Origin of the sequence: Mesorhizobium sp. M0664, from assembly GCF_040320565.1 — a bacterium.
Classification (GTDB): domain Bacteria; phylum Pseudomonadota; class Alphaproteobacteria; order Rhizobiales; family Rhizobiaceae; genus Mesorhizobium.
In genome coordinates this window covers 102,654-118,715 of the sequence record NZ_JAMYPW010000013.1, presented here as the reverse complement: position 1 = coordinate 118,715, position 16,062 = coordinate 102,654, and the positions used below count along the sequence as shown (strand labels likewise).

Genomic DNA, 16,062 nt, shown 5'->3' with positions numbered 1-16,062 from the left:
CTCAGCCTGTGGGCGTCGAGATGGTCTTTCGATATGTCGATCCCGATGGTATCGTTGGTCATCTTTCACTTGTCCTGTGCTTGTCATTCGGAGCCGAACTCCGGGTATCCGTTCAGGCCTCAAGGGAAAGACGAGGGCGATCCGACTCTAGCTCGACCCGTCAAACGGTCAGCAATTCCACCGATCCGACCCTCGCCGCTGAGGGAGGGCGGCTACCCTCTCTCAGCGTTCCTTTCTGACCCATTCGGCAGCGAAAGTCATAAGACAAGCAATTCCAGGAAAAGTGTGAAGCGGTTTTCCGTCCGGAATTGCGTCAAAACAAAAAAGATAGAGCGGTTCGGCGTTTCTGCGAAACGATGAACCGCTCTAGCGGATCTGCCGCCGGGTTGCCGGTTTTAGCTTGCCGGCCCCGGTCGTCTGCGGACTGCAGGCCGGCGCGGCGGGCCCGGCTCGGGATCGGTCTTCGCCGCACGTGCCGGCTGCCCATGAGGGGTTTCGATCAGCGTGATCTTCTGCCAGATCTTTCGCGAGAGGTTCGAAGCCAGGTTCTCGATGTCATTGACGCCGTCGATGACCACGGCGTCATTCACCGATTGCGCGAACAGCGCGGCGATCTTGCCGGTGATCGACAGCATTTCGGAGCAGTAGTCGAGATAGCGGGCAAGGTCGGCGGCGTTGGTGATGCGGGCTGGCGAATGCGCAGTCGGCTTGAAACTGGCTGAAAGCGTTGCCGGATCCTTGGTCAGCTGGTGCATGTCGATGACGTGGATCAGCGACCGCAGCCCGTGGAGCTGGCGAAACACCCGCTTGCGCTTGATCCGCTCCTCGGAGCGAATCAGGGCCAGGAAGCCCAGCACCGCGAGGATGATCATGTTGAGGGAGGCTTCGATGCCTTGCACCGACTGGAAGGCATCGTGGTTTCCCGAGATGCGGCCGAGCGGCAGGATTGTGCCGACGAACAGGAACATCAGCGCTCCGACGACGAAGGCGGCGATGATGAGGCCGCGCAGCCACCAGATCGGCGCCTCCAGCGCCTTGGCTGCCTTTGCCAGATCGCGCGACAGCGACACGAGCTCGGCGGCGACGCCGCGCAAGCCTGCATCGGGAAAGCGCTCGGCGACGCGCCCTTCCAGCCGTTCGGCGGTTTCGAGGATCAGTTTCGGATCAAGCGAGCGGTAGCGCATGACGAAATGTCCGATCGGTGCTCAGGGTTCGGCCGGGGCGTTGGTGCGCTTGCCGTAGCGGTTGGGGCCGGGTTGCCCTGGAAACAGGCAAAGCACGAGGAAAGCGATGATCGAGACAACCGGCACGAACAGCACCAGCGCCGCAACGCCCGGCTTGTCGAGGTCGTGCAACCGCTTGACCGCCAGCACCACGTTCGACCAAAGCGAGGCAATGAAGGCGATGAAGAAAATGAACGACCACATGTTGCTCTCGGTGGTGCCCTCCGGCACCAGCGTGAAACGGTAGAGCGGGAAGGCCTGTATGATGGCCACCAGCAGTCCTCCAAGAAAATAGGCCGCGCGGCTGACGCGGCCCGAAGCTTTGAAGAAAAGCCAGATGAGGTCTGATCTATCAGGCAAGCGAATTCCGTCCGTATTCGTTGAGAAAGATCAATCGCGCAGCAATTCGTTGATCGATGTCTTGGAACGGGTTCTGGCATCGACCCGCTTGACGATGACGGCGCAGTAGAGGCTGGGGCCGGGCTCGTTGTTTGGAAAAGGCTTGCCCGGCAGCGAGCCGGCGACGACGACGGAATTAGGCGGCACCTCGCCGTAGAAGATCTCGCCGGTGGCACGGTCGACGATCTTGGTCGACTGGCCGATGAAGACGCCCATGCCGAGCACCGAGCCTTCGCGAACGATGCAGCCTTCGACCACTTCGGAACGGGCGCCGATGAAGCAATTGTCCTCGATGATGGTTGGGCCGGCCTGCATCGGCTCCAGCACACCGCCGATGCCGACGCCGCCCGACAGATGCACATTCTTGCCGATCTGGGCACAGGAGCCGACCGAAGCCCAGGTGTCGACCATGGTGCCGCTGTCGACATAGGCGCCGACATTGACGAAGGACGGCATCAGCACGGCGCCGGGCGCGACGTAGGCGGAGCGGCGCACGATCGACGACGGCACGGCGCGGAAGCCCGCCTTCTCGAAATCGACGGCGCTCCAGCCGTCGAATTTTGAGGGCACCTTGTCCCACCATACCGCCTGACCGGGACCGCCCTCTATGATCTCCATCGGGGTGAGCCGGAAGGACAGCAGCACCGCTTTTTTCAGCCACTGGTTGACGTGCCATTTGCCGTCGGCCTGCCGCTCGGCGACGCGTGCGACGCCCCGGTCGAGCAGGTCGAGCGCCGATTGGATGGCCTCGCGCGTCTCGCCGCGGGTTGCGGTCGAAATCGTGTCGCGTTCCTCGAAGGCGTTCTCGATGATCTCCTCGAGGCTCGCGAGATCGGGCTTCGACATGAATTCGCTCCATTACCAAGCTGTTAAGGGCCGGCGCCTTAACCTGTTTGAAAGTCGCGCGGACCCTATGTGAAGGCTTGGGGAGGGTCAATCGCGGCAGCGTCACGGGACGGCGCAGGTGAATGATTGGACGGGTAAAGCAAATATGACTCCCATGGAAAAGGCGGGATGGACGCCGCTGCCGCATTCGGACGAGGATCTGGAGCGATCGAAAAGCGTGCCGGACACGCCGCAAACGCGCGCGGAGACATATCGGCTGGCCTGGAACGACCCCGATTTCATGACGCGGCGCGAGTTGCGCGCGGTCAGGCTGCAACTCGAACTGCTGAAGCCGGAGATGATCCTGGCCGAGCGCGGCATCCAATCGACCGTCATCCTGTTCGGCGGCGCGCGCATTCCCGAGCCCGGCGGCGAAGCCTGGGCGGCCAAGAACGAGACGCAGAAGAAGAACCTCGAGCAAAACAGCAAATATTACGAGGAGGCGCGCAAATTCGCCCGCCTCTGCTCACAGCAGTCGGCCACCTCGTACTATCGCGAATTCGTCGTGGTGACCGGCGGCGGGCCGGGTGTCATGGAGGCCGGCAATCGTGGCGCCGACGATGTTGGCGCGCCGTCGATCGGTCTCAATATCGTGCTGCCACACGAGCAGGCGCCAAACGCCTACGTGACGCCGGAACTCTGCTTCAACTTCCACTATTTCGCGGTCCGCAAGATGCATTTCGTCATGCGTGCCAAGGCCGTTGCGGTGTTTCCAGGCGGCTTCGGCACGATGGACGAGTTCTTCGAGACGCTGACCCTGATCCAGACCGGCCGCATGGAACGCGTGCCGGTCATTCTGTTCGGCAAGGCTTTCTGGGCAAAGGCGATCGACCTCGATTTCCTCGCCGAGCAAGGCACGATCACACCCGGCGATCAGGATATCATCGATTTCGTCGACACCGCTGACGAGGCCTGGGGGATCGTCAGCCGCTTCTATAAACTTTGACATGCAAGCAAGGACTTGAAGCGCGCCGGCTGCCTCAAGCAGGGACTTCCACGATCGCCGTGAGAAAGCTGGCGAGGTCGTCGGTGACGAAGTCCACATCGTCCTCGTTGGCCGGGTCGCGTTCCCAGATTTCCGAGAAGGTCGGCTCGAAATTGCGCGGCACCACCAGCACCGTGGTCATGCCCAGCGATTTCGGCACCGACAGGTTGCGGGCAAGATCTTCGAACATCACCGCATTTTGTCCGGTAACGGCGTGGAGTTCGGCAAATTTCTCATAGGATTGCCGCGCCGGCTTCGGGTTCAGTCCGGCTGCGACGATATCGAAAATATCATCGAAATGCTCGAGAATGCCCAACTGCCGCGCGGTGCGTTCGGCATGCCGGCGATCCCCGTTGGTGAAGATGAATTTACGGCCGGGAAGCTGGCGAATGGCGGTGCCGAGGACGGGATCGGGCACCAGCCAGGAATAATCGATATCGTGCACTTTCTCGAGAAAATCGTCGGGGTCGATGCCGTGGCGCGTCATCAATCCGTTCAGCGTCGTGCCATATTCGCGGTAGAGCTCCTTTTGCAGCTTGCGTGCTTCCTCGCGCGGCAGCGTCAGCAATTCTCCGACGTAGGCGGTCATCTTCACATCGATCTGCGAGAACAGATTCGAATGATGCGGATAAAGCGTGTTGTCGAGATCGAACACCCAGTCGGTGACATGGGCAAAGCGGGCGGGGTCGGGAAGTGTCGTCATACGTCCTTATGGCACGAAACGATCTTTCTAACAGGAGGTTTATCCACAACCTATGCGCGCCCTGGGTGGTAAAAATGGCGCCATGATTAAAATCTTAAGCATCGCCGAAAGGTGACATTCAGCGCTTTGCTGGAACCAAGACGGACCAGTGGGAGCAAGCGATGAATCGCATATTTCTAAAGTCTGCCGCCATCGCTTTCGCCTCCGTCGCGGTCTCGCTTTTGCTGACGCTGATCGTCGTGCCGGCAATGGGGTTTCCGATCAATCGCACCATCTGGCTGACATCCACCGTGTGCCCGCTCGCGCTGGCCTGGAGCGTCGGCGCCTATACGTTCTGGCAGGGCGAAAGGTTGCAGACCGCGCATCGCGAGCTCGCCCGCGCCCATGCCCAACTCGCCGCCGCACACAGGCGCTTGGCGGAAAAGGCGAGCCGCGACGACATGACCGGCATGCTCAACCGCGAAAGTTTCTTTGCCGCTCTCGACGGCTCCCGGCGCAAATCCGATCGCGGGGCATTGCTGATCGTCGATGCCGACCATTTCAAGACCATCAACGACAGCTACGGCCATCTGATCGGCGACGATGCGCTGCTCCTGATTGCAAACGCGATAGAGCGTGGCGTGCGCAGCGGCGACGTGCTTGGCCGCATCGGCGGCGAGGAATTCTGCGCCCTTCTGATTGGTGCCACCGAACACGAGGCCAGGCGCATCGCCGAGCGCATCCGCCGTGAAGTCGAGCGTATCCGTTTCCGGCCCGTCGACGAACGAACGGTTCCGCTGACAGTCAGTATTGGCGGCATCACCTGCGGCAGAGACGCCGCAGTGTCGGAGCTAATGCGCGCCGCCGACCAGCGGCTCTACGAGGCCAAGCATCGCGGCCGGAATCTGTCGATCATCGACCGCGATATTTCCGAAGCCGCCTGAGCTCGGCCCTAAGCCTTCTGCTGCATTCAACCGCGCCGCTGCCAGACTGTCAAAATCCGACGATGGCGATGCGGAACAGCAGGGCGGCCGCCGCCAGCGCCACCAGAGCGATGCCAAGGCCAATGGGAGAGCCCCAGCCATACCACTCCATCGCCAGCTTGGCATATCTGAACTCCTCGGCCGGTGTGAATGGGCCGCGCGTTGGGGTCTGATTCATGTTTCACTCCTTGCAGGCTGCGACAGGCCTTTGCCTTGCGCCTGATGCAGCATATTACTATAATGGCGGTAATGTTATGCAAATTGATAGTTAGATGATCGAAATAAATTTGTCAAACATGAATCGGGCCGACATGAAGACCGCCGTCAGCCTTGCCATTATGGGCTGGCAGGACGCGACGCAGGCTTATGACGAGGCAGTGGGCGATAAGCTTGGGCTGAGTATGGCGGAACGCCATTGCCTGGCGCTGCTCTATGGCGGCCCGCGATCGGCTGGCGAGGTCGCGGCCGCAACAGGGTTGACGCCGGCCGCGGTCACCGCGCTGATCGACCGGCTGGAGGCACGCGGCCTGCTGACACGAACGCGCAGCCTCGAGGACAGGCGCAAGGTGGTCATAGAGGCGACGGAACTCACGCGAGAACTATCGACGCGCTATTATGGCGCGATCGCGCAGGAGGGGGAAAAGGTGATCGCCACATTCAGCGACACTGAACTCGCCACGATCCTGCGCTTCGTCACGGCGTCGCTCGACCTTCAGCGCGACCAGCTGGCCCGGCTGAAGGCCGAGGCTTTGGAAACAGCCGACAGCCTATAGGCTCGCCGGGTCGAGCGCTGGCTCGCCTTTGCGGCGCGCCACGATCGCCGCAAGATCGGCGGTCTCGAAAGCATCACGCAGGGCGTCGAACGACGGCAGCACGAAATAGGCACGCTGGAACTTGTCGATCTCGTAGCCGGTGCGCATCACGGTTTCCAGGTCGAACGGGACATGGTGCGCCTCGCCGCCTTCGACCGCGAACTGAAGCTCCGTGAAGGATGACATCAGCCCGGCGCCGAAAGCCTTCAGCGGCTGGCCCGGCTCGCGTATCAGCCCGTATTCGACGGTGTACCAGTAAAGCCTGGTGATCATCTCGTCGCCGCCGAGCGCAATCACGCTATCGGCCTTTTTGCCATACATCTGCATGAAGTCGGCAAAGACCGGCTGCGTCAGGATCGGCACGTGACCGAAGAAATCGTGGAACATGTCGGGCTCGACGATGTAGTCGAGCTCCTTTTGGGTTCGAAGCCAGTTGGTGACCGGGAAGCGGCGGTTGGCGAGGTGGTCGAAGAACGGCTGGGCGGGGATGAGCCCCGGCACGGCGACGATCTCCCAGCCGGTGAACTTGCGCAGCTTCTCGCTGACCGCACCGAAATCCGGGATCTTGTCGAGAAGGCCGAGCGCCGCAACGCCATCGAGATAGGAATGATGGGCGAGCTTCCTGGTCAGCTTCGTCTGGCGGTCGCACAGTGTGCGCCACACCGCCTGTTCTTCGTCGTTATAATTGTAGCCCTGCGCCACGGTGAAATCGGCACGGCAGACCGAATAATCGCCGCGAAGACCTCGCGCCGCGCATTCGCGGGCATAGTCGGCAACGTTCATTGTCATGGCTTGCTCTCCCTGGAAATCATGATCAGCGGATTGCCGGAAATTCTAGCCGGATGGCGCGAGGCAAATCAGCTTTGATGGTGGCTCAAACGCAGGGTTGGAGGTAAAAGGCTCCACGATCGAGCTTTGGGAGAGTGAAAATGCCTCAGTTTGACGAATTCGAGATCAAGATGCTCGACATCCTGCAGCGCGACGGGCGCAAGCCGGTCTCCGAATTGGCGCAGGAGATCGGCCTGTCGACGACACCTTGCGCGCGGCGCTTCGAGGCCCTTCAGCAGGCGGGCATCATAAAGGGCTTCGCTGCGGTGCTCAGCCGCCGCGCCGTCGGGCTGATGGTCGAGGTGTTCATCCAGGTGCGCCTCGTAACCCACAGCGACGGCTCGCCCGAAAACTTTATCGCCGCCGTGCAGCGCATGGACGAGGTGTCGTCGTGCTGGACGATGACTGGAGACTACGATTTCCTGCTGCATGTCATGGTGCCGTCGGTCGACGAACTCAATGCCTTCGTCATGCACCGGCTGATGCGGCTCGAAGGCGTGCGCGACGTACACACGCAGCTTGTGCTGCAGAACATCAAGGGGCCAGGCCATGTCCCGCTTGCACATCTCAGACGATAGGCATTTCTGCGGAAAAGCTGCACACGAACTGCTGAATCGAGCCAATCTCCAGAGCTAGATCGCCGACTACGACATGCGGACCGCCATTGCATAAGGTCCGCCATGAAAATCGTCCTGATCAATCCGCCACATACAGCTATCGGCAGCCGCGTGCCGGACGACCATCTGCCGCCGCTCGGTTTGCTGGCACTGGGCGGTCCGCTGATCGACGCGGGACATCAAGTGCGGCTTGTGGACGCCGAATTCGGGCCGATGGCGCTTGCCACGCTGGTCCGGGACGCGTTGAGCGATCATCCCCACTGTATTCTGATCGGCCATTCCGGCTCGACGTCTGCGCATCCGACAGCCCTGCTGATCGCCGGCATGGTCAAGCACATCGATCCGGCGGCAATCCTGATTTATGGCGGCGTGTTTCCGACCTATCACTGGCGCGACATACTGGCTGAAACGAATGTCTTCGACTTCATCGTTCGTGGCGAGGGCGAGGCGACCATCGTCGCGCTGGTCGAAGCGCTTGAAAACCGCAAGCCGCTGTCGGATGTGGCGGGCATCGCCTTTCCTGACGATTTGCGCCAGCCCTTTGCCACCAAGCCGGCAAGAACGATCGCCAACCTGGACGACTACCGCATCGGCTGGGAACTGATCGACCTCAGTCGCTACAGCTATTGGGGAGGCAAGCGCGCGGTGGTCATGCAGTTCTCGCGAGGCTGTCCGCATCTGTGCAACTATTGCGGCCAGCGCGGCTTCTGGACGCGCTGGCGGCACCGCGACCCCGGGAAGTTCGCGCGGGAGATTGCCTGGCTATACCGCGAGCATGGCGTCGAGCTGATCAACCTTGCCGACGAGAACCCGACGTCGTCCAAAAAAGCCTGGCGCGCCTTTCTCGATGCGATGATCGCCGAGAATGTGCCGGTGCTGATCGTCGGCTCCACCCGCGCCGACGACATCGTCCGCGACGCCGACAGCCTGCATCTCTATCGCCGGGCCGGCGTCATCCGCTGGCTGCTTGGCATGGAAAACACCGACGAGCGGACGCTTGCATTGATCCGCAAGGGCGGCAGCACCTCGTCCGACCGCGAGGCGATACGGCTGCTGCGCCTCAACGGCATCTTGTCGATGGCGACCTGGGTGGCCGGTTTCGAGGACGAAAGTTTGCGCGACCTCTGGCGCGGCTTCCGCCAGCTGATCGCTTATGACCCCGACCAGATCCAGGCGCTCTATGTGACGCCGCATCGCTGGACGCCGTTCTTCAGGATTGCCAAGGACCGCAAGGTGATCCAGCTGGACGCCCGCCTGTGGGACTACAAGCATCAGGTCCTGCGGATGACCCGCCTCAAGCCGTGGATGCTGTTCTTCGCCGTCAAGCTGATCGAACTGGCGGTGCAGTCGCGGCCCAAGGCCTTGGCGCGCATCCTGTTCCACAAGGATCCGGAGCAACGGCATTCGATGCGCTGGTACACCAGAATGGGCCGCCGCGTCTGGTTTCGCGAAGTCTGGGGCTTTCTGGTCCGCGACCGCCGCCTCAAAAATGGCCCGACGCTCGCCGAATTCTGGGGCGCGCCGCAAGACGAGGAAGAGGAATCGATGGTTGTCGAACGCCTGCCGCGTAAGTCCGTGACCGCTATTTCGCCAAACGCATGAGCCCCTCAGACACCCGGCCTCACGGCACGATCAGCGTGCCGGCGCCGTGTTCGGTGAACAGCTCGAGCAGCACCGCATGCGGCGTCTTGCCGTTGAGGATGACGACGCCTGCGACGCCGCGCTCGATTGCCTCGATGCAGGTCTCGACTTTGGGGATCATGCCGCCCGAGACCGTGCCGTCCTTGATCAGGGCCTTGGCCTCGGCCACGGTCAGCTCGTCGATCAGCTTCTTGTCCTTGTCGAGCACGCCGGGCACGTCGGTAAGGAACAGCAGGCGCGTCGCCTGGCAGGCGCCGGCGATGGCGCCGGCAAAAGTGTCGGCGTTGATGTTGTAGGTATGGCCGTCGCGGCCGGGCGCCACCGGCGCCAGCACCGGGATCATTTCGGACCGCGCCAGGAGGTCGAGCAATGTGCGGTCGACCTCGACAGGCTCACCAACGAAGCCCAGGTCGAGCACCCGTTCGATGTTGGAATCCGGATCGATCATGGTCTTTCGTGCCTTTTCGGCAAACACCATGTTGCCGTCCTTGCCGCACAGGCCGATCGCCCACTCGCCCTCGGCATTGATCAGCGCGACGATCTCCTTGTTGATCGACCCGGCCAGCACCATCTCGACAATCTCGACGGTTTTCTGGTCGGTGACGCGCAAGCCGCCCTCGAATTTGGATTCGATGCCCATCTTGGCGAGCATGGCGCCGATCTGCGGCCCGCCGCCATGCACGACGATCGGGTTGACGCCGGATTGTTTCAAAAGTGCGATGTCGCGGGCGAAAGCCTTGCCGAGCGCGATGTCGCCCATCGCGTGGCCGCCATATTTCACCACGACCGTCTTGTTCTCGTAGCGCTGCATGTAGGGCAGCGCCCTTGAAAGCAGCGCGGCCTGCATTTCGGCGGTGGCGGCGACATCCGTCATCGGCGTGGATCCCAGCTTGGCATGAACGGCGGCGTCTTAGCGGGAATTAGACGACGGGGCAAACGGCTTTGCTGTCACGATCGATCAAATCACCGCCTATGCCGGCCGCTGCAGCGGCGCCCGTCGGCCCAGCCAGCCCGAGATCCTTTCCATCTGCGCGGCGAACGACAAAAGCGTTTCCTCGTCGCCGGGGCGGCCGGCGGCCTGGACGCCGAGCGGCAGGCCGGCATCGGTGACGTAAACCGGAAGCGTGATCGACGGTTGCCCGCTGACGTTCTGGATCGCCGGCCAGTGGGTGAACCACAGGCTCTTGTCCATCAGCTGGCCGAATAGCGGCTTGAACTTCAGCAGGCCGGCGAGGCGCAGTCTGTCCAGGACATTCTCGATGAATTCGTCGGCGCCTTTCGGGTCCATGGTGCCGCAGGCGAGCGGCGGGTGCGCGATGACAGGCATCAGCACTGCATCATAGTGCGCGGTTTCGGTGATAAGCCGGCGCGAGGTTGCGTGCAGCCGCTGCAGGCCGGCATAGATTTCGCCGGCCGAGAGGATTTCACCGAACCGGCTCATCACGCGCGTGGCGCGTTCGATGTCGCCTGAGATGGAGCGGCCGACGCGCAAGGCCTCGCCACGCATCGTGCCGGCCACCGCCGCGGCGACGGTTCTGGCGAAATCGGCGATGAAATCACGATCGATATAGGGCAGGTCGATCTCCTCGACGCCGTGCCCGCCTTCGCGCGCCAGCGCAATCGCCGCATCCAGAGCTTTCAACGTCTCTTCGGATATCGGCAAGCCGAGCGGCGATTTTCGATAGAAGGCGAGCTTGAGCTTGCCCGGATCGCGCCCGGCGGCCGCAGTGAAACTGCCGTTCGGCGAGGGTGCCGCGTAGGGCGACAGCGGGTCGGGCCCGTGGGTCAGGTCGAGCAGCAGGGCCGTATCGCGCACGGAGCGGGCCAACGCATGGTCGACGACGAAGCCGTACCAGCTTTCGGTGACGAGCGGCGTCAAGGGTACGCGGCCGCGCGAGGTTTTCAGCCCGACCAGCCCGGTGCAAGCGGCAGGCACCCTGATCGAGCCGCCGCCATCCGAGGCATGCGCCACCGGCACGACGCCGGCCGCGACCAGCGCAGCCGCACCGCCCGAGGAACCGCCGGTCGTATGCGCGGTGTTCCATGGATTGCGGGTGACGCCGTAAGCCACCGACTCGGTCACCAGCCTCAGCCCGTGTTCGGGTGCGGTGCTGGTGGCGATCGGGATCAGGCCGGCGGCCAGATAGCGTTCCGTCATCACCGAACTGAAATCGGGGGTGAAAGCTGGGATGCGGCTGCCGCCATGCGTCGGCACGCCTTTCATGGCGATGCCGAGGTCCTTCAGCGCAAAGGGCACTCCGGCAAGCGGCAGCTTGTGGTCGACGGTTTTCGCTCGCGCCCGCGCCGCCTCAAAAAGCGGTTCGGCGATGGCGTTGATCTCCGGCAGGGTGGCCTCGGCCCGGGCGATCGCCGCATCGACGAGATCTTGCGGTGTGATCTCTCCCTTGTGCACGAGTGCGGCCTGGCCGGTTGCGTCATGCTCCCACAGAACCCGCTCGATCGACATGGTCGCCCTCCCGCTCATTGCAAGCTAGCGGGCGGCGATTTCATTGGCAATCGACGCTGGCGCTGCCGGTGCGCAAGACCATTTCAGTCGTTGCAAATACATTACAATCGCCTAATTTGGCGGCGAATGACGCCGCAGGACATCAGCAACCTGATTGTCCGGACTTCGATGAAGGACCGGGCTGCGTTCGATCTGCTCTACCGGCAGACCAGCGCGAAACTTTTCGGCGTCTGCCTTCGTGTATTGAAGGATCGGGGAGATGCTGAAGAAGCGCTTCAAGAGGTCTTCGTCAAGATATGGACGAAGGCGGACCGTTTCGCCGTTTCGGATCTGAGCCCGATCTCCTGGCTGGTGGCCATTGCGCGCAATCATGCGATCGATCGGATCAGGGCGCGGCGAGAGCCTGCCGCCTATATCGATGCCGCGCTCGACGTGGCCGATCCGGCGCCGGGGCCGGAGACCATGGCCGTGGCGGGCGGTGAGTCCGAACGCATCTACCATTGTCTCGAGGAATTGGAGAAGGACCGGGCGGCGGCCGTTCGGGGCGCCTATCTGGATGGCAAAAGCTATGCCGAACTGGCGGAGCGCTATGGCGTACCGCTGAACACGATGCGGACCTGGCTGCGGCGCAGCCTGTTGAAACTGAGAGAATGCCTGGAGAGATGACGCTGGCTGACGACAATGGACCGGAACGTGGGGGCGACGACCTGTTCGCCGCCGAATACGTTCTTGGCGTTCTGGCCGCCGATGAACGCGAGATCGCGTCGCGCCGCATCGATGCGGACGCCGCCTTCGCGCGCCTTGTCGATGCCTGGGAGGCGCATCTTTCGCCGATGGCCGCCGCCTATCCGGAGACAGAGCCTCCGATCAGGGTCAAGGAAGCATTGGACCGCCGGCTTTTCGCTGCAGAGCCGCGCGCCGGCCTGTGGTCGAGCCTTGGCTTCTGGCGCGGTCTTGCCGCCGCCGCCATTGCGGCGCTGGCGATCTACATCGCCGTGCCTTACTTCCGCCCGTCCACCGAGCCGCCGCAGGCGCGGCTTGTCGCCTCGCTGGCGGCCGAAGGCAGCGACGTCAAATATCTCGTCGTCTACGATGCCGCCCGTCACGAGGTCGGTCTTTCCCACGTTTCCGGCGAGCGGGCCGCCGGCAAGGACTTCGAGCTGTGGATGATCGAAGGCAAGAAGGCGCCGGTGTCGATGGGCGTCATCCCGGCCGGTGCGACCGCGCATTTGGCCATCCCGCCCGCCGTCCAGGAGAAATTGGCGCAAGGCGCCGTGCTTGCGGTCAGCGTTGAGCCGGCCGGCGGTTCACCGACCGGCCAGCCGACTGGACCGGTGGTCGCAGCGGGCGATCTGAAGAGCATCTGACCGCTTCTCATCGCGGGAAGCAGACCTGAAATCTATCTCCCGCGATGTAGACGCCTGCAAAGCTTGTTGGCGGCTGTCGATCCGAGCCCGGCAAATTGCAGCGACAAATATTTTTTTGCGGAGAGGGCGAAACTCCAGCATTTCTATCGCGTATCTCCTTGCGTTCCAAAATGAGGGGAACGATAACCCGAGGAGATTGAAATCATGCGTAAATTCGCCACCCTTTTGCTTGCCGGCACGGTCGCCATTTCCGCGCTCGCCACCATTGCCTATGCTCAAAATCCGATGGTCGGCGGCGCCGCCATGTATGCCCAGAAAAACATCGTCGAAAATGCTATCAACTCGAAGGACCACACGACGCTGGTCGCTGCCGTCAAGGCAGGCGGCCTGGTCGATACACTGCAAAGCGCTGGCCCCTTCACTGTGTTCGCGCCGACCAACGAGGCCTTTGCGGCACTTCCAGCCGGCACGGTGGAGACGCTGCTCAGGCCTGAAAACAAGGACAAGCTTGTCAAGATCCTGACTTGCCATGTCATCGGCGCCAAAGCGATGGCCGCCGACGTCGCCAAGATGGTCAAGAACGACGGCGGCACCCACAAGGTCAAGACGGTCGGTGGTTGCGAACTGTCGCTCAAGGCCGACGGCGGCAAGGTCACCGTGACCGACGAGAACGGCAACGTCGCCAATGTGACGATCGCCGATGTCGAGCAGTCCAACGGCGTCATCCACGTCGTCGACAAGGTTCTCCTGCCGAAGATGTAACAAACGCACGCTGCCGGCGAAGATATCGCTAAGGGCCTCCCTGCGCACGCTCCGCGCCGTTCACGCAAGATGTGGATAGGCGCGGAGTCCCGCTTTGAGGACAGCGATCGTCACCGGCTTTTGATTTCCGTGTGGCGGTCGAATTTGGCACAAGCAATGACAGGAGGAATGGCCATGAACCGTCGCGAGCTTCTTTTGAGTGGTGCGGCAGCCATTGGCGTTGTCGCAGGCGCCACCGCGCTGCGCATGGGCGGAGCCCAGGATGCACGCGCGGCTGAGACTTTCGAGGTTACCAAGACCGAAGCCGAGTGGCGCGCCATCCTGTCCGACGCGGCCTTCAATGTGCTGCGCAAGGAGGGCACGGAATACCCGGGCACCAGTCCGCTGCTCAACGAGCACCGCAAAGGCATCTTCGCTTGCGCCGGCTGCGGCCTGCCGGTCTATTCGTCAGAGACCAAGTTCGATTCCGGCACAGGCTGGCCGAGCTTCTGGCAGGAAATCCCGAATTCCGTCGGCAAGACCGTGGACAGGTCTTTGGGCATGACCCGCACGGAGGTCCATTGTCGCCGCTGCGGCGGCCATCTCGGCCACGTATTCGACGACGGTCCGCCGCCGACCGGGTTGCGACACTGCATCAATGGCGTTGCCCTGACCTTCAAGCCGGCGACCGGGTGAGGACGGCTGCGACCCTGACTTTGTCGGAGCGCGAGAGGACTTCGTAATGGTTGATTTTGCGCATGACCCCGAAAATCGCTTTTCGGGGTCATGCGCGAGGGCGCCAGGCGGGGGATCCAGCGCGCCTCAATGGCCCCCGCCACCGCCGCCCTGAGCGGCTGGCTTGCGGATCACCAGGGTGAAGAGCCCAAGCGTCGCGAACAAAACCGTCAGCATGAAGAATACGTCCATGAACGACAGCAGCGACGCCTGCTGCTGGACCATGCCTGACAGTTTGGAGATGGCCGCCTTGGAGGCGTCTAGCCCGGCGGTCTGCTCGAAGTTGAGCGTCATGTTCTGCAGCTTCTGCTGCGCAGCGGCACTTCCCCATTGCACGTGCTCGGAAAGCCTGGCGTAGTGGAAGGCATTGCGGTCGATCAGCACGGTGTTGATGACTGCCAGGCCGACGGCGCCGCCGAGATTGCGGGTCAGGTTGAACAGGCCAGACGCATTCTTCAGCCGCTCCGGCGGCAAGGTTCCGAGCGCAATGTTGTTGATTGGCACCATGCAAAGCATCATCGAGCAGCCGCGCAGGATCTGCGGGATCAGCAGTTCATAGAAATCCCAGTCGGCGGTGAGATGCGTCATCCACCAGGTCCCCGTGGCGAAGCCGAAGAAGCCGATCATCATCATGATGCGCGGGTCCATCTTGTTCGACAGGATGCCGGAGATCGGCGCAGTGAAGAACATGGCTAGGCCGCTGACGAACAGCGCCTCGCCGATCATCATCGAATCGTAGCCGCGGATCCGCCCCAGAAACACCGGATAAAGATAGGTCAGACCGTAGAGGCCGATGCCGACGACGAAGGAGAACAACGAGCCGAAGGCAAAATTGATATTGCTGAAAGCCCTCAGGTCGACAATCGGCTCCTCGGCGGTGAACACGCGCCAGAAGAACAGCACCGCGCCGAAAGTCATGATGACGGCGCAGATGAACACCGCCTGATCCTGCAGCCAGTCGTTGTTGGGACCTTCCTCCAGCACATATTCCATGCAGCCCAGGAAGGCGGCCATGCCGGCAAGCCCCCACCAGTCGAACTTGCTGAACAGCTTGAGATTGGGTTTGTCGAAGTCGATCAGCGACCAGGCGGCCGTCGTCACCAGAATGCCGGGCACGACGTTGACCAGGAACAGCCAGTGCCAGGACATGGCATGGCTGATATAGCCGCCGACGGTCGGGCCGATGGTTGGCGCCAGCGTCGCCACCAGACCGATCATCGGCGAGACGATGGCGCGACGCGACGGCGGGAAGATGGTGAAGGCGGCTGCAAAGACGCTCGGGATCATGCCGCCGCCGATGAAGCCCTGCACGGCGCGGTAGACGATCATCTGGTCGATATTGGTTGCGGTCGCCGCCAGCGCGCTGGCCGCGGTGAAACCTGCCGCCGAGATTGTGAACAGTACCCGCGTCGACAGCATCCGGCTGAGGAAGCCCGACAGCGGGATCATCACCACCTCGGCAATCAGATACGCCGTCTGCACCCACGGAATCTCGTCCGAACTGGCGCTCAGGCCCGCCTGGATCTCGGCCAGCGAGGCCGAGACGATCTGGATGTCCAGGATGGCCATGAACATGCCGAACACCATTGCCAGGAAGGCGATGACGCGGCGCGTCGAGATGTGGTCGACCGGCACCGGCATGGCTGGCGCCGGCGCCGATCCTGCAGTTAGGGTTGCGGTCGCCATGACCCTTGCTC

Annotated in this window: 18 protein-coding genes; 9 read left to right on the top strand and 9 right to left on the bottom strand. The window is 62.4% G+C overall.

Features of this window, described 5'->3' with window-relative positions:
• Nucleotides 1–395 precede the first annotated feature (395 nt).
• The 3 genes from NKI39_RS15325 to dapD are packed head-to-tail and all read right to left on the bottom strand — an operon-like array spanning nt 396 to nt 2,468.
• Complete coding sequence (locus NKI39_RS15325; RefSeq protein ID WP_352455973.1) at nt 396–1,184, bottom strand: hypothetical protein; 789 nt, start codon at nt 1,182–1,184, stop codon at nt 396–398.
• A 21-nt stretch (nt 1,185–1,205) separates the two neighbouring features.
• Complete coding sequence (locus tag NKI39_RS15320; RefSeq protein ID WP_352455974.1) at nt 1,206–1,583, bottom strand: DUF805 domain-containing protein; 378 nt, start codon at nt 1,581–1,583, stop codon at nt 1,206–1,208.
• Between the two features lie 30 nt (nt 1,584–1,613).
• Entirely contained in the window at nt 1,614–2,468 is an 855-nt protein-coding gene (gene dapD / locus NKI39_RS15315) for a 2,3,4,5-tetrahydropyridine-2,6-dicarboxylate N-succinyltransferase (RefSeq protein WP_352455975.1), read from the bottom strand.
• A gap of 145 nt (nt 2,469–2,613) precedes the next feature.
• Between dapD and NKI39_RS15310 the strand changes: the two genes are divergently transcribed.
• The gene (locus NKI39_RS15310) at nt 2,614–3,453 is read left to right on the top strand and encodes an LOG family protein (protein ID WP_352832661.1); all 840 of its coding nucleotides are present in this window, start codon (nt 2,614–2,616) and stop codon (nt 3,451–3,453) included.
• 34 nt (nt 3,454–3,487) lie between these two features.
• Here the strand turns inward: NKI39_RS15310 and NKI39_RS15305 are convergent, their stop codons facing one another.
• Nucleotides 3,488–4,195, bottom strand: a complete 708-nt coding sequence (locus tag NKI39_RS15305; RefSeq protein ID WP_352455977.1) for a pyrimidine 5'-nucleotidase — start codon at nt 4,193–4,195, stop codon at nt 3,488–3,490.
• A 161-nt stretch (nt 4,196–4,356) separates the two neighbouring features.
• Here NKI39_RS15305 and NKI39_RS15300 point away from each other — a divergent pair, with 161 nt between their 5' ends.
• The gene (locus tag NKI39_RS15300; RefSeq protein ID WP_023677477.1) at nt 4,357–5,118 is read left to right on the top strand and encodes a GGDEF domain-containing protein; all 762 of its coding nucleotides are present in this window, start codon (nt 4,357–4,359) and stop codon (nt 5,116–5,118) included.
• Nucleotides 5,119–5,167: 49 nt separating this feature from the next.
• Here the strand turns inward: NKI39_RS15300 and NKI39_RS15295 are convergent, their stop codons facing one another.
• Nucleotides 5,168–5,335, bottom strand: coding sequence for a hypothetical protein (locus NKI39_RS15295; RefSeq protein WP_352472352.1), 168 nt, complete (start codon nt 5,333–5,335; stop codon nt 5,168–5,170).
• Between the two features lie 94 nt (nt 5,336–5,429).
• On the opposite strand from NKI39_RS15295, the gene NKI39_RS15290 reads away from it, so the two are divergent.
• Nucleotides 5,430–5,930: a MarR family winged helix-turn-helix transcriptional regulator gene (locus tag NKI39_RS15290; protein WP_352832658.1), complete on the top strand. Its 501-nt coding sequence runs from the start codon at nt 5,430–5,432 to the stop codon at nt 5,928–5,930.
• On the opposite strand, the gene phhA is transcribed toward NKI39_RS15290, so the two are convergent.
• Entirely contained in the window at nt 5,925–6,758 is an 834-nt protein-coding gene (gene phhA / locus NKI39_RS15285; RefSeq protein WP_352615014.1) for a phenylalanine 4-monooxygenase, read from the bottom strand. The genes NKI39_RS15290 and phhA overlap by 6 nt on opposite strands.
• A 140-nt stretch (nt 6,759–6,898) precedes the next feature.
• Between phhA and NKI39_RS15280 the strand changes: the two genes are divergently transcribed.
• Together NKI39_RS15280 and bchE are read left to right on the top strand one after the other, a co-directional pair.
• Entirely contained in the window at nt 6,899–7,375 is a 477-nt protein-coding gene (locus NKI39_RS15280) for an Lrp/AsnC family transcriptional regulator (RefSeq protein ID WP_352455982.1), read from the top strand.
• 102 nt (nt 7,376–7,477) lie between these two features.
• Nucleotides 7,478–9,016: a magnesium-protoporphyrin IX monomethyl ester anaerobic oxidative cyclase gene (gene bchE, locus NKI39_RS15275; RefSeq protein WP_352832655.1), complete on the top strand. Its 1,539-nt coding sequence runs from the start codon at nt 7,478–7,480 to the stop codon at nt 9,014–9,016.
• A 19-nt stretch (nt 9,017–9,035) separates the two neighbouring features.
• Here the strand turns inward: bchE and argB are convergent, their stop codons facing one another.
• Together argB and NKI39_RS15265 are read right to left on the bottom strand one after the other, a co-directional pair.
• A complete protein-coding gene (argB, locus tag NKI39_RS15270; RefSeq protein ID WP_352472350.1) occupies nt 9,036–9,929 on the bottom strand; it encodes an acetylglutamate kinase in 894 nt (297 codons plus the stop codon).
• Between the two features lie 96 nt (nt 9,930–10,025).
• The gene (locus NKI39_RS15265; RefSeq protein WP_352472349.1) at nt 10,026–11,522 is read right to left on the bottom strand and encodes an amidase; all 1,497 of its coding nucleotides are present in this window, start codon (nt 11,520–11,522) and stop codon (nt 10,026–10,028) included.
• A gap of 126 nt (nt 11,523–11,648) precedes the next feature.
• On the opposite strand from NKI39_RS15265, the gene NKI39_RS15260 reads away from it, so the two are divergent.
• From NKI39_RS15260 to msrB, 4 genes are all read left to right on the top strand, one after another.
• A complete protein-coding gene (locus NKI39_RS15260; protein WP_352540035.1) occupies nt 11,649–12,188 on the top strand; it encodes a sigma-70 family RNA polymerase sigma factor in 540 nt (179 codons plus the stop codon).
• Nucleotides 12,185–12,889, top strand: a complete 705-nt coding sequence (locus NKI39_RS15255; protein WP_352472348.1) for an anti-sigma factor — start codon at nt 12,185–12,187, stop codon at nt 12,887–12,889. The genes NKI39_RS15260 and NKI39_RS15255 overlap by 4 nt, the downstream gene beginning before the upstream one ends.
• 204 nt (nt 12,890–13,093) lie before the next feature.
• A complete protein-coding gene (locus NKI39_RS15250; protein WP_352539955.1) occupies nt 13,094–13,651 on the top strand; it encodes a fasciclin domain-containing protein in 558 nt (185 codons plus the stop codon).
• Nucleotides 13,652–13,825: 174 nt separating this feature from the next.
• On the top strand, nt 13,826–14,326 hold the full coding sequence (msrB, locus tag NKI39_RS15245; protein WP_352615007.1) for a peptide-methionine (R)-S-oxide reductase MsrB: 501 nt from the start codon (nt 13,826–13,828) through the stop codon (nt 14,324–14,326).
• Nucleotides 14,327–14,452: 126 nt separating this feature from the next.
• On the opposite strand, the gene NKI39_RS15240 is transcribed toward msrB, so the two are convergent.
• The gene (locus NKI39_RS15240) at nt 14,453–16,006 is read right to left on the bottom strand and encodes a DHA2 family efflux MFS transporter permease subunit (RefSeq protein ID WP_245274730.1); all 1,554 of its coding nucleotides are present in this window, start codon (nt 16,004–16,006) and stop codon (nt 14,453–14,455) included.
• Nucleotides 16,007–16,062 lie beyond the last annotated feature (56 nt).